At 64.3% G+C, this 13,787-nt stretch carries 11 protein-coding genes; 3 read left to right on the top strand and 8 right to left on the bottom strand.

What is annotated here, in order from left to right; genetic code table 11:
* Both NY08_RS21080 and NY08_RS21075 read right to left on the bottom strand, forming a co-directional pair.
* The gene (locus tag NY08_RS21080) at positions 1-2,307 is read right to left on the bottom strand and encodes a putative bifunctional diguanylate cyclase/phosphodiesterase (RefSeq protein ID WP_052683898.1); all 2,307 of its coding nucleotides are present in this window, start codon (positions 2,305-2,307) and stop codon (positions 1-3) included.
* Positions 2,308-2,482: 175 nt separating this feature from the next.
* A complete protein-coding gene (locus NY08_RS21075) occupies positions 2,483-2,920 on the bottom strand; it encodes an OsmC family protein (protein WP_032397201.1) in 438 nt (145 codons plus the stop codon).
* 140 nt (positions 2,921-3,060) lie between these two features.
* Between NY08_RS21075 and NY08_RS21070 the strand changes: the two genes are divergently transcribed.
* Together NY08_RS21070 and NY08_RS21065 are read left to right on the top strand one after the other, a co-directional pair.
* On the top strand, positions 3,061-4,248 hold the full coding sequence (locus tag NY08_RS21070; RefSeq protein ID WP_045198598.1) for a lipase family protein: 1,188 nt from the start codon (positions 3,061-3,063) through the stop codon (positions 4,246-4,248).
* Between the two features lie 76 nt (positions 4,249-4,324).
* Entirely contained in the window at positions 4,325-4,942 is a 618-nt protein-coding gene (locus NY08_RS21065) for a serine hydrolase domain-containing protein (RefSeq protein WP_052683897.1), read from the top strand.
* On the opposite strand, the gene istB is transcribed toward NY08_RS21065, so the two are convergent.
* Together istB and NY08_RS21055 are read right to left on the bottom strand one after the other, a co-directional pair.
* Positions 4,934-5,785, bottom strand: coding sequence for an IS21-like element helper ATPase IstB (istB, locus tag NY08_RS21060; protein ID WP_045194497.1), 852 nt, complete (start codon positions 5,783-5,785; stop codon positions 4,934-4,936). The genes NY08_RS21065 and istB overlap by 9 nt on opposite strands.
* The gene (locus NY08_RS21055) at positions 5,782-7,173 is read right to left on the bottom strand and encodes a Mu transposase domain-containing protein (RefSeq protein WP_045194499.1); all 1,392 of its coding nucleotides are present in this window, start codon (positions 7,171-7,173) and stop codon (positions 5,782-5,784) included. The genes istB and NY08_RS21055 overlap by 4 nt, the downstream gene beginning before the upstream one ends.
* Before the next feature lie 275 nt (positions 7,174-7,448).
* Between NY08_RS21055 and NY08_RS21050 the strand changes: the two genes are divergently transcribed.
* Positions 7,449-8,093 (top strand): serine hydrolase, encoded by a 645-nt coding sequence (locus tag NY08_RS21050; protein ID WP_082073906.1) that lies wholly within the window; start codon positions 7,449-7,451, stop codon positions 8,091-8,093.
* A gap of 212 nt (positions 8,094-8,305) precedes the next feature.
* On the opposite strand, the gene NY08_RS21045 is transcribed toward NY08_RS21050, so the two are convergent.
* From NY08_RS21045 to NY08_RS21030, 4 genes are all read right to left on the bottom strand, one after another.
* Positions 8,306-10,846 (bottom strand): ATP-dependent Clp protease ATP-binding subunit, encoded by a 2,541-nt coding sequence (locus NY08_RS21045; RefSeq protein WP_032380134.1) that lies wholly within the window; start codon positions 10,844-10,846, stop codon positions 8,306-8,308.
* A gap of 274 nt (positions 10,847-11,120) precedes the next feature.
* Complete coding sequence (gene lysS / locus NY08_RS21040; protein WP_045198592.1) at positions 11,121-12,644, bottom strand: lysine--tRNA ligase; 1,524 nt, start codon at positions 12,642-12,644, stop codon at positions 11,121-11,123.
* 36 nt (positions 12,645-12,680) lie between these two features.
* Positions 12,681-13,103, bottom strand: coding sequence for a rhodanese-like domain-containing protein (locus NY08_RS21035; protein ID WP_045200894.1), 423 nt, complete (start codon positions 13,101-13,103; stop codon positions 12,681-12,683).
* An 11-nt stretch (positions 13,104-13,114) separates the two neighbouring features.
* A complete protein-coding gene (locus NY08_RS21030) occupies positions 13,115-13,684 on the bottom strand; it encodes a cysteine dioxygenase (protein WP_032395162.1) in 570 nt (189 codons plus the stop codon).
* Positions 13,685-13,787: the final 103 nt, after the last annotated feature.

Genomic DNA, 13,787 nt, shown 5'->3' with positions numbered 1-13,787 from the left:
TCAGATGCGTTCGCGGGCGAGCTCCCATTCGAGTCTCGTCGGCATCTGCGAATCCAGTTTCGCCACAGCTTCCGCCAGGAACTCGGCCGGCATCGGCCTGCCGAGGAAGTAGCCCTGAGCACCGTCGCAGCCCAATTCTCGGAGCGCGTCCAACGTGCCCGCGTCCTCGACTCCCTCTGCCATCACCCGCACCCCGAGACTTCGAGCCAGGTCGATGGTCGAGCGCACGATCGATGCGTCGGTCTCTTCGGTGTTCATCTTCGACACGAACGAGCGGTCGATCTTGAGAGTCTGCACCGGCAGAGTCTGCAGATAGGCCAACGAGCTGTAGCCGGTGCCGTAGTCGTCGATCGCGATGGTGACGCCGAGGCCACGAAGGGACGTCAACGCGTTCACCGAGCGCACCGGATCGGTCATCGCCGTTGTCTCGGTGACCTCGAACTCCAGGGCATGCGCGGGAACCGAATGTTTCGCCAACGCGGCCGCGACCTGTTCGGTGAGCGTCTCGTCCAGTAGGTTTCTCACCGAAAGATTCACCGAGACAGACAGATTGACTCCACGTCGACGCAGCTCGCTGCACTGAGCCAAGGCCTCGTCGAGCACGAGGGCGGTGATGGCGGGCAACATACCGGTGCGCTCGGCGTCGGGCAGGAACATCGACGGTCCGATCAGACCCTCACGTGGGTGCTGCCACCGCAGTAACGCCTCGACGCGATCGACACTGCCGGATTCCAGATCCAGGCAAGGCTGAAAGAACACTCGAAGCTGGTGGTCACCGATGGCCTTGTCGAGTTCGCCCAGCAACCGCATGTGATCGTGTCGGTCGCGATCCATGTCGGGTTCGTAGCGACCGATACGAGTGTGGCCCGCCTTCGCGGCAGTCAGGGCCACGTGCGCCCGCTGCAGCATCGATTCGCCGTCTATCGACACGGTCGCCGAACCCGAACCCGAGACCGCCGGGCAGACTTCTATGGCTGCGATTCCGACCGTCGCGTCGAGTGCCACGTTGATGTCGTGCACGAACATCGTTCTACTGACTGCGAACTGGAGTTGCTCGGCGGTGTCCGATACGTCGATCTGGCCGGGACGCCTGCGCATGGCGACGACGAACTGATCCCCACCGAGCCGTCCGACGAGGTCGTCGGATCGCACCGATGCGACCAGGCGATGACCGATCTCGCGCAGGACACTGTCTCCCACGCTGTACCCGAAGGTCTCGTTGATCTGCGCGAAGCGGTCGATGTCCACCACGAGCGTGAATACGTCCGACTCGCCGCGTCCGGCGAGCATCGTGTCCAACCGCTCTCGGAGCAGGCGGCGACTGGCCAGCCCGGTCACCGCATCCGTCCGAGCCACGTCCTCGAGCACTGCGGCCTGCCGCCGCAGCGTCTCGAGGAAGTACGCGATACGGCACCCGACGAGCGCGATGATCATCGCCGACGACAGCACGATCACCCACCCCCACTGCTGGACCGGAACCCCCCGGGCCAACTGAACAGCCATCGCGAGGGGTGTCACGGCGACCGCGACCGCGAGTCCGAGAAATCTCACACGCCCGAATCTGAAGGGGCTGGACCGGTCGACCCGCGACACCGCCCGCTCCGGAATGTGCAGGGCGATCACTCCGAAACACACGTACGCGGCCAACCACAGCGTGTTCAGGAGGGTCGAACGGTAGAGCTCGGACGAGTCGACCGTGGCATAGGACGCGAAATCGGCAGACACCAGGAACACGACTCCGGCCGCTGCCGCCAGGAACGGCACCGTTGTCGAGCGGGTCAGCAGGTACAGACTTCCGACGAGCGTGAGCAGAAACGCGTCGATGGTGAGGTAGACCGTGGCAGGCCACAATTCCATCGCCGACGGAAACGACAACGCCGAATCGCCGGGGATGACGAACACCCAAGTGGCGAGTCCGATACCGACTGCAACCACCAGACACTCGAGCAGTTCTTCCCACCCGAACACGAGCCCGTTCTCGTCGGCGGCTCGTGCGAAGCCGACGGCGATCACCAGATAGCCGAACAGGTAGAAGATGTCGGACGAGGAGAACGTCGATACTCGTCCACCGCTGACCTGTACCATCGCGATCAGCACGTCGCCGATACCCCAGGAGCCGACGCCGACGGCCATGTACTTCCACGTCCGCTTGTCCGGCCCGGGTTCCCGAAAGTAGCGGTAGACGAACGCGACGATTGTGGCCAGAAGCACGATTGCGTATATCGCACCCTGGGGTATGCCCGGCGGGGCTATTGCGTACGCCGCTACGGCGAGTACACCGAAGCCCAGGAAGCGCGTCCACAACATGGTGGGGCTGATCCTTCCTAGGCCGGTCGGTGCATACCCCGAACGTACGCATCAGCCGATCGAACCCGACGTTTGAACACGATTCGTTACCGAATCACCCTGCAGATGGGTCGAGTAACGAACTATTTCAAACCTGACGATCGTTCGCCAGTCTCACATCGGGCGATTTGTCCGTTCAGCTTTCGAGAGCCGCGTCCAATGTGATCTCGACACCGGTGAGAGCCTTGCTGACGGGGCAGGTTTCCTTTGCCGCCTGAGCCGCCTTCGCGAACCCGTCTGCATCGAGACCCTCGACCTCGCCCCGCACGGTGAGTTTGATGCCGGTCAGCTTGAAACCCGGTTCATCGGGACCCAGCGAGACATCGGCGGTGACCTCGAGACTCTGTGGGGTGCCGCCCGCCTCGGCGATCAACGCCGACAACTGCATCGCATAGCAACTCGAGTGAGCCGCGGCGATCAATTCCTCGGGACTGGTGGTGCCGTCGGCGTTCTCGGCGGCGCGCTTGGGAAACGACACATCGAAAGTCGCCGCGCCGGAACTGGACAGCTCGACCTGACCGGAACCTTGTTCCAGCGTTCCGTTCCAAGCTGTGCGTGAAGTACGAGTTGGCATCGAACCGAATCCTTTCGTAGTCGACCCTCTGTGGGCCTGTTTCTCAGGCTAACGTCAGCGGGGTGACCGGGCTACCGAGTGCGAAGATGTCGACACGACGGGTGCGACAATCGAGGAACTGCCCGCGCGCAGCGACGATCGTGGCAACCGCGATCCTGTCGATCGCGATCGCCGGATTCTCGACGCCGACGGCCGGCGCGAGCCCTCTGACGGAGTTCTACGACGCGCCGGTTGCGGCGGTCGACAGCGCGACGCTCGGCGAGGTGGTCCGAAGCCTGCCCGTCAACTCGCCCAAAGGGTTCGGTCTCGGATTCGACATCGAGCGGATTCTCTATCGGTCCACCGACACACACGATCAGCCCATGGTCGTATCCGGCTACACCATGACCCCTACCGCTCCGTGGGTCGGCCCCGGACCCCGGCCGGTGATCGCGTACGCGCCCGGCACCTCCGGTATGGCGGACCGCTGCGCCGGATCGGCTGTTCTCGGGACAGTCGGTTCGTCCCCGGCCATCCTGCCGCTGCTGTTGGCCGGATATCGCGTCGTCGCGACCGACTACCAGGGCCTGGGCACCCCCGGCGGGCACACGTACCTGAACCGAGTCGCCTCGGGCCGTGCGCTGCTGGACGCCGCCAGAACCGCGGACGTCGAGCCGACCACCCCGGTGGTGCTGTTCGGCTACTCCGAAGGCGGGTTCGCGTCCGCATCCGCTGCCGAACTCGCCTCCACCTACGCTCCCGAGCTGAACGTCCGGGGCGCGTACGTCGGTGCGCCACCGGCGGATCCGACCCTCAACATCGACACGCTCGACAACACCCGCCTCGGTAGCGCCGCGCTCTTCACGGTCGACGGGATGATCAACGCCTACCCGGAACGAGCGGCAGGCATCCGCGACCTCTTCGACTCCGACGGGATCGCCGCGCTCGACGCCGCACAGAACTGGTGCACCACCGACCCCGCGGCCACCGCAACCGTACGAACGACCGAGCTCACCCGCGACGGCCGACCACTGACCGAGCAACTGAGCAACCCGGTGCTGGCCGAGATCACCGAGACGAACACCGTCGGGCGCATCGCCCCTGCCATGCCGGTGTATCTCTCGCACGCAGTCGAGGACGACACCGTGCCCGTCGAGCAGAGCCGCACCCTGCTCGGGCGCTGGCGCGATCTGGGCGCAGACGTCACCTACCGCGAATACGATCTGCCGGCCATCCCGGTGGAGGGCGCGAACCACCTACCCGGATCCCTGGCGGCCTACGACGACGTGATGCCCTGGATCGCAGGCCTCGTCCGCGCAGGAGTGGAGCTTGCAGGAACGACCCGATAGGCGGAAGCTGATCTCAGGTGTGAAATCAGGGTGTTCACCGAGGCGTCGACCGCGATGAGGTTGATTCACTCCAATCATGCGCATCGTCCACGCCCTGCTGACCGTCGTAGCAGTCCTGACCGCAGGCTCCCCCACCCCACCGGACCCCGGCGTGGCGTCGGACATCCGAGCCGTTGCAGACGAACTCGGACTGCCGGGAGTCGCATTCCGCGTCGTCTCCGAGCACGAAGTCTTGGAGAACGTCGAGTACGGGGTGGACGGAGACGGTGCGCCGATCGACGAGACGACTCCGTTCGTGTGGGGTTCGGTATCGAAGTCGGTGACGGCGGCCACGGTGTACTCACTCGCCGAAAACCGAGCCCTGACGCTGGACGGATCCGTGAATTCGATTCTGCCGGAAAGCGATTCGATCCTTCCGGACAACGTCACGATCGACGACCTGATCCACCACACGAGCGGCCTCCCGCACGATGTGACCGAACTGGACGTGTGGGGGCGCACGGAGCGAGCGCTCGACATCCTCCCCGCCCTGGACGTCAGGGCCGCCGAACGCGGCACCTTCCGTTACTCGAGCCTGAACTACCTACTGCTGCAAGCGATCGTCGAGAAGGCCACCGCCGAACTGACGAGGCTCAGCGAAATTCCCCAACCGCGCTCACCGAAATTCCCCACTCGTGAGCGAACTTCACTGTAGTGGTTGGCGGGTTCCTGTGGTGGCTTTGCGGAGCTTCTCCGATCTGGCGTTGTGGTCTCGGAGACGGTAGGAATCACCGTCGAGGTTGAGCACGACGGATCGATGCAGAAGCCGGTCGAGCATGGCTGCTGCGACGGTGTTGTCACCGAGCACTTCACCCCACGATCCCACGCCACGGTTGGTGGTCATCACGATCGACGTCTTCATATACCGTTGCGAGACAACCTGAAACAACGCCGACGCTGCCTCGCCGGGCAACGGTAGGTAGCCGAGTTCATCAACGACGAGAAGTGTCGGTCCAGCGTAGAACCGCATCGTCGTAGCCCACCTTCCTTCGAGAGCGGCTCGATGACAGCGGGCAGCGAGATCAGCTGCGGTGGTGAAATACGTTCGATAGCCGGCATGAGCTGCGGCACGCGCCAGCCCGACCGACAGATGCGTTTTGCCGACCCCGGGCGGGCCGATGAGCAGCACATTCGTCGCTGTCTCCAAGTATCGGCAGGTCGCCAACTCCTCGATCAACTTCCTGTCGACACCAGCGGCTGCGTCGTAGTCGAAGTCCTCGAGCGATGCCGGTGTCGGCAGGCACGCGAATCGGAGTCTGCCGTTCAGTCGGCGGGCTTCGGTGGCCTCGACCTCGATCGAGAGCAACCGGTCCAACGCCGCGGTCATCGACAGTTCTTCGGCGGCTGCTTGATCGAGGACCGACGGCAGCGCTTCGGCGGCGTCGTGAAGTTTCAGGACAGCGAGATGCCCCCGCAGGCGTTGGTAAAGGCTGGCTGCAGCGGCGGTGTTCGGGGCCGGTAACCGGTCGGCGTTCGTGGCAGCTTTCTGGTCGGTCATGACAGGGTGTTCCTTCCGTGTGCGGCGCGTTCATAGATCGACAGGTCGTAGATAATCGCTCCTGCGGTATCGGATTCGGTTGCGTGACTGTCGTTTTCCGATCTGTCCGCTGCGTCGGGATATGTTGCACTGGTTGTTGTTCGGAGCTTCTCTGCAGCGGCGAGTGCGTCCGGTCCGGGCGGAATACGTTCCTTGCGGCGGTGCGGACGTCCGGTGTTCGCGCCGGCCATCGCTGCTTGCTCGAGGGCGTAGATGTGGCCGTGATCGCGGACCATCGCCCCGGTCCCATCGGCCGCCAGCCGGTGCCGGGCGATGGCGATACCCGAGGTGGTGACGATGTCGATGACGTCGGTCCCGAGAACGTGGGTGACGGTGACCTGCGCGGACGCGAGCTCGGGCGGCACTGAGTAGCGGTTGCCGCGGTAGGACACCAACGCCTGCCGGGATACGACTCGATGAGTGGACAGGATCGCGGGATACGCGGACGGCGGCATCGGATGCAGTCCTTCGGCGGTGGCGATCGTCGCTACCGAAGTTTTGCCGTCCTTCGTCGGCCGCAAGCGAGTATCGCCGCGCAGACTGCAGAACCGATCGAGGCTCGCTTGGGCTTGCTCGACGCTCAGATCGTCGGAGAGATTTCGCCACCACCGCTGCGCTGCAGTGTGATTGGACTTCTCCACTGCACCTTTGCGGTTGCCGCGCCTCGGTGGGCAGATCGCAACGGAGACACCGTAATGTTTCGCGACGCCGGTGAAGCTGGCGGTGACCCGGCCGGACTCGGGGTGGCAGACTGTGGCCATTCGGTCGAACCGCCAGACTCGGCTGATCCCGCCGAGGCCTCGGCAGATCCGGTCGAGTCCGTCGACGACATGTGGTTGGGTCATGTTCGGTGCGAGGACGCCGCGCCATTTGCCCGAACACGCCAGAGTTCCGACGAACAGGTGGGCCATCGATCCCCAGCCCCACGAGGCGGGTGGGTTGGGTAGATCGACCCAATCCCATTGTGTCTCTTCCCCTGGCGGGTGTTCGATGACCGCGTTGGGTCTTTCGGTGGCCGTCAGGCACGCTTGGCAGATCGGCCGGAGTTTGAGTTCGCGGATCTTGCGGTGCAGCGTTTGATACGACATCAGATAGCCGAGGTCCTCGAGTTCGTCGCAGAGCGTGCGGACCCACAGGTGTGGGTCGTCGATCAGACGTGCAGTGACGTAGGCGAGGAACACCTCGAATGGGTCCGGTGCGCTGCGTTTACGCACCCCGGGAGTGGTGGTGCCGTTCAGGTACGACCTGATGGTCTTGCGGTCGCGGCCGGTGTGACGCGCGATGTCCGCGATCTTCCAGCCTCGTTTGTGCAAGGCGTTGATTTCCACATCTTCCTCCTGTGTAAGCATGAGGAGCGGGTCTCCTTCGGATAGCTGGTGCGTGGTCAGAGACCATCAGCTTCGTTGGAGACCCGCCCTCGTTGGCGGTGCCACACGGGTGGGGAATTTCGATGAGCGCTAGTGGGGAATTTCGATGAGCGCCGTCAGAACCTTTCGCCGACGTCGTCGCCCGTGAGACCGGGGTGCACACCGCAGACACCGTCGCACCCGGCCACGTACCGTTCTTCACCTTCCCCCGAAGAATCGATACCGGAATCGACTCCGCAGGAATGGGTTAAGGCTACCTGAGCGGTTCCATCGACGAACTCTCACGCTATGCATCCAGGCAACTGACCGCTCCGGCGTCGAACAGTCCGGATACGGTGCCGACGGGTTCGGGGGCGGCGTACGGATACGGGTGGTACGTCGAAACGCTGCCCGACGGTACCGAGATGCGGTGGCATTCCGGGGCGGTCCCCGGCTATTTCACTCACGTCGCACTCGTTCCGGAACGACACCTGGCAGTGGTGTTCGCGACCAACAGATACGGCGAACTCGAGGCCGATGCTCTGGCCTCGGCTGCCCGCTCCCTCGTGCTCGCGCGACTCGGCATGGATGACCCTCCTACCGCCGGCTTCGGTCCGTACGAAGTTGCACTGATCGCGTCGACCACCCTCGCGGTGCTGTTGGCGATCTGTGCGACCAGAGCGCTCCTCGGATTCCGAACCGCTCCCGGACGATGGGCACCCGCGCATGCACTGGCCGCCCTCGGCGCAGCTGGACTGCTGTACTTTTCGCTGCCCGCACTCGCCGATGCGCCGATCTCGACACTGGCCCGCTGGGCTCCAGACATCGCGCTGCTGTTCTGGATCCTGCTCGCCGAACTTGTTGTCATTGCCGTTGCCCTCGGCGCTCGGGTCCTGCGTCAATGGACCACTGCACACGTCTGAGCGCTGCAATGTGCCATTCACCCGCGTAGCTGATCTGCGTGAATGGACCACTACATACGTCTGAAGGGTGCAATGGTCCATTGACGCGAACGGGGGTGGGTGGGCGGGCTGTGCGGGTGGGCGGGTGGGCGGGTGGGTAAGCGGGCGGGTGGACAGACGACAACGGGCGATCCTCTCGAAAGAGGATCGCCCGTTGTACGGAGCTGGTGGAGCTACTCGCTGTCGCTGTCTCCGGTGGCCTTGGCCAGGTCGACCGGGACCTCGTCGGGGACGATGATCGCCTTCTTCTCACCGCGGAAGGTGAACTTCGCGTCCTCGCCTGCGCCTTCGCCGTCCCAGTTCTCGACGTCGACCAGGATGATCTGGCCGGCTTCGATCTCGCCGAAGAGGATCTTCTCCGACAGCTGGTCCTCGATCTCGCGCTGGATGGTGCGACGCAGTGGCCGCGCACCCAGGACGGGATCGAATCCGCGCTTGGCGAGCAACGACTTCGCCTTCTCGGTGACCTCGATCGCCATGTCCTTGTTCTTGAGCGCACCTTCGACTCGGTTGAGCATGAGATCGACCATCTGGATGATCTCGTCCTTGGTGAGCTGGTGGAACACGACGATGTCGTCGATACGGTTGAGGAACTCGGGGCGGAAGTGCTTCTTCAGCTCGTCGTTGACCTTGAGCTTCATCCGCTCGTAGTTCGATCCGGTGCCTTCGCCCGAGGAGAAGCCGAGGCCGACTGCCTTCGAGATGTCCGAGGTACCGAGGTTCGAGGTGAAGATCAGCACGGTGTTCTTGAAGTCGACCGTGCGTCCCTGGCCGTCGGTGAGACGACCGTCTTCGAGCACCTGCAGGAGGGTGTTGTAGATCTCCTGGTGGGCCTTCTCGATCTCGTCGAACAGCACGACGGAGAACGGCTTGCGACGGACCTTCTCGGTGAGCTGGCCGCCCTCTTCGTACCCGACGTATCCGGGAGGAGCACCGAACAGGCGCGACGCGGTGAAGCGGTCGTGGAACTCGCCCATGTCGATCTGGATGAGTGCGTCGTCCTCGCCGAAGAGGAAGTTCGCCAGAGCCTTCGACAGCTCGGTCTTACCGACACCGGACGGGCCGGCGAAGATGAACGAGCCCGACGGACGCTTCGGGTCCTTCAGTCCTGCACGGGTACGACGGATCGCCTTCGAGACGGCCTTGACTGCCTCGACCTGACCGATGATCCGCTTGTGCAGTTCGTCCTCCATGCGGAGCAGACGAGTGGTCTCTTCCTCGGTGAGCTTGAAGACGGGGATGCCGGTCCAGTTACCCAGAACCTCGGCGATCTGCTCGTCGTCCACCTCGGCGATGACGTCGAGGTCACCGGAGCGCCACTGCTTCTCCCGCTCGGCGCGCTGACCGACGAGCGTCTTCTCCTTGTCGCGCAGGTTCGCGGCCTTCTCGAAGTCCTGTGCGTCGATGGCCGATTCCTTCTCCCGGCGCGCGTCGGCGATCTTGTCGTCGAACTCGCGCAGGTCTGGCGGCGCGGTCATCCGGCGGATGCGCATCCGCGCGCCTGCTTCGTCGATGAGGTCGATTGCCTTGTCGGGCAGGAACCGGTCGTTGATGTACCGGTCGGCCAGAGTGGCGGCAGCTACGAGGGCACCGTCGGTGATCGAGACGCGGTGGTGTGCCTCGTAGCGATCGCGCAGACCCTTGAGGATCTCGATGGTGTGCTCGACGGTCGGCTCGCCGACCTGGACGGGCTGGAAACGACGCTCGAGTGCGGCGTCCTTCTCGATGTACTTGCGGTACTCGTCGAGGGTGGTGGCACCGATGGTCTGCAGTTCGCCACGAGCCAGCTTGGGCTTGAGGATCGATGCTGCGTCGATGGCACCTTCGGCGGCACCTGCGCCGACGAGCGTGTGGAGCTCGTCGATGAACAGGATGATGTCGCCGCGGGTGTTGATCTCCTTGAGCACCTTCTTCAGGCGCTCCTCGAAGTCACCGCGGTACCGGCTGCCGGCCACGAGCGAGCCGAGGTCGAGGGTGTAGAGCTGCTTGTCCTTGAGCGTCTCGGGAACCTCGCCGTTGACGATGGCCTGAGCCAGGCCTTCGACGACTGCGGTCTTACCGACACCGGGCTCGCCGATGAGGACCGGGTTGTTCTTGGTGCGACGCGACAGCACCTGCATGACGCGCTCGATTTCCTTCGCGCGACCGATGACCGGGTCGAGCTTGCCTTCGAGCGCGGCCTGGGTGAGGTTGCGGCCGAACTGGTCGAGAACCAGTGACGTCGACGGGGTGCCCGCCTCGCCGCGGCCGCTGCCGCTCTCGGACGGCTCCTTGCCCTGGTAGCCCGACAGCAGCTGGATGACCTGCTGACGCACGCGGTTGAGGTCGGCTCCGAGCTTGACCAGAACCTGAGCTGCGACGCCTTCGCCTTCGCGGATCAGTCCCAGCAGAATGTGCTCGGTGCCGATGTAGTTGTGGCCGAGCTGCAGTGCTTCACGCAGGCTGAGCTCGAGTACTTTCTTGGCGCGCGGGGTGAACGGAATGTGACCGGACGGAGCCTGCTGACCCTGACCGATGATCTCCTCTACCTGGCTGCGTACTCCTTCGAGGGAGATGCCCAGCGACTCGAGAGACTTGGCTGCGACGCCTTCGCCCTCGTGGATGAGGCCGAGCAGAATGTGCTCCGTGCCGATGTAGTTGTGGTTGAGCATCCGGGCTTCTTCTTGAGCCAGGACGACAACACGCCGCGCGCGATCGGTGAACCTCTCGAACATCGCTCTCCCTCACTTCTTGGCGGGTGGTAGCTCGCCCACCAGTTCTTCTAGCGCCGCAGTGTCCAACACGCCGGGTCGCTTGTGCATTTGAAGGTAAGACTGCTTCTCACTGTAGTTGGCCGACGTGACGAACGCCGACCCTCCACCCCTGAAATGCTGCGCGACGGCCCACGTGTGCGGACTGCCTTGCCTGCTTATTGTTCATAACGCAGGCACTATGCAAAACGTTTCCCGTTCACTGTCCGCTGCTGGCGAACAGCTCTTCACCGTTCGATCAGGCCTGGGAAGGCTTGACGATGGGGAACAGGATAGTTTCGCGGATCCCCAAGCCGGTCAGCGCCATCAGCAGGCGGTCGATGCCCATGCCGGTTCCGGTGGTCGGCGGCATGCCCTGTTCCATCGCGGCGAGGAAGTCCTCGTCGAGCACCATGGCCTCGTCGTCGCCTGCCGCGGCCTGACGCGCCTGATCCTCGAAACGCTCACGCTGGATGATCGGGTCGACCAGTTCGGAGTAGCCGGTGGCCAACTCGAATCCGCGAACGTAGAGATCCCACTTCTCGGTGACGCCGGGCTTGCTGCGATGCTGACGCGTCAGCGGGGACGTCTCGACCGGGAAGTCACGGACGAACGTGGGCTCGGTCAAGGCGTCGCCGACCTGGTGTTCCCACAGTTCCTCGACGAGCTTGCCGTGGCCGTAGATCGGGACGCCGTCCTTGCGCGGCACCTCCACCCCGACCTTGTCGGCGATCGCGAGCAGTTCGTCGACGGTGGTGTCGGGGGTGACGTCGAACCCGAGCGATTCGGACAACGACGGGTACATCTCGAGCGTCGTCCACTCGCCGCCGAGGTCGTAGGTGGTGCCGTCGGGCAGCGTGACGACTGTGGACCCGAGTGCGGCCATGGCCACTTCCTGGACGAGTTCACGCGTCATTTTCGCCGAGTCGTCGTACGTCCCGTAGGCCTCGTATGTCTCGAGCATCGCAAACTCCGGCGAATGCGAGGAGTCGGCACCCTCGTTGCGGAAGTTCCGGTTGATCTCGAACACCTTCTCGATGCCGCCGACGACGCAGCGCTTGAGAAACAGTTCCGGCGCGATCCGGAGGTAGAGGTCGGTGTCCATGGCATTGGAATGGGTGACGAACGGCCGAGCCGCCGCGCCGCCGTGCAAGGTCTGCAACATCGGAGTCTCGACCTCGAGGAAGCCGCGACGCTCGAGTGCGTTGCGTAGTTCCCGAACGACGGCGATGCGCTTGCGGGCGGTTTCCCTGGCCTCCGGACGCGTGATCAGATCCAGATACCGCTGCCGAATGCGCGTCTCTTCGTTCAGCTCCTTGTGCGCGACGGGCAACGGACGCAACGACTTCGATGCGATCTGCCACGCGTCGGCCATCACGGACAGCTCGCCGCGGCGGGAGCTGATCACCTCGCCGTGCACGAACACGAAGTCGCCGAGATCGACATCGGACTTCCACTGTGCGAGAGCGTCCTCGCCGACACCTGCCAGGCTGATCATGGCCTGCAGCTGAGTGCCGTCGCCCTCCTGCAGCGTGGCGAAACACAGCTTTCCGGTGTTGCGCACGAAGATGACCCGGCCTACGACGCCGACGACCAGACCGGTCGTCGTGTCGGGTTCGAGTTCGGGAAATTCGGTCCTGATCTCGAGCAAGGAGTGCGTGCGTGGAACCGACACCGGATACGCCTCGACCCCACGCTCGAGCAGCGCGGCGCGCTTGGCACGACGAATCCGTAGTTGCTCCGGGGTGTCGTCGGCCTGCTGGGTGGAATCTGTGTCAGTCACGCGCACACACTTTACAGTCCGATCCGGTGCGGACGATCAGTGCGCAGCGACGGCCTCGGCCTCACGGACGCAGTGCTTCGCCTGCGTGAGCACACCGAGCAGTCCTGCCGACTTCAGCGCCTGGTAACCGCCGACCAGATCGGTGGACCGGTGCAGACCCAGCAGCTTGAGCGACGCGGCGGCGAGAGACGAGGTGTAACCCTCGGAGCAGATGACGATCCATTCGACGTCGTGGTCGACGGCGATCGCCAGGCGCGCATCGCTCGTCGGGTCCAGACGCCATTCGAGGACGTTGCGTTCGATGGCGAGCGCCCCGGGCAGCGTTCCCTCGACGGCGCGCTGCGCCTGGGGCCGGATGTCGACGACGACGGCTCCGCGGTCGACGGCGTCGCGCAGCTCGAAGACGGTCATTCGATCGATGGTTTCGCGTGCGGATTCGAGCATTTCGACAATGGTCATGGCGGGGATGGTCACAGCGTGGCCTTCTCGGGTTCGTCGGTGAGCTCGCTACGGGTGCGACGCAGCGTGGACCGTTCGGTCACTTCGTAGTAGGACATCGCCGTCAGGGGCGGCGAGTAGGCGTGCACGCTGAGGGTGGGGCCGGTCGTGGTGGACGCCGGATCGTGCATCACGTCGTGAACCCAACCGAGCGGGAACGACGCCTGATCACCGGCGTCGAGGTGACGCTCCTTCAGTCCTGTTCCGGCCCAACGATATTCGAGAAGCGAGCCACTGAGAACGGTGAGCGCACCGAGCGATCCCGCGTGATCGTGCAGTTCGGTGGAACGATCGGGAACCCAGCTGATCAACCAGACGTCGAGGTCGTCGTCGGAATGCAGTCGGGCGGCCCAACGCTCGTCGGTCGGCCAGCGACCGCCGCCGGGAAGCAGGTGGTCGAAGCGGCCCTCGAGGACGTCGGATGCGCCCTGGTCGGTGATGCGCAGCAGGTCGGGTGGGCGCAACCGGGTCGGAAGCGTCGAGACCGAGCGCGACGACAAAGGGGTGCGCGAAGGTACGGAAAGTACAGGTGTGGAAAGCATGAAGCTCTACTCCAGGGGTGCGTATGAACGAGGCAGGGTTCAGCCTCGACAACACTCCTGGGTGGCCATGCACGTCATCACGACGACGATTCTGGCACACCAT

Origin of the sequence: Rhodococcus sp. B7740, from assembly GCF_000954115.1 — a bacterium.
Lineage (GTDB): Bacteria > Actinomycetota > Actinomycetes > Mycobacteriales > Mycobacteriaceae > Rhodococcoides.
The sequence above is the reverse complement of the archived record's forward strand: the minus strand, read 5'-3'. Positions and strand labels throughout refer to the sequence as shown.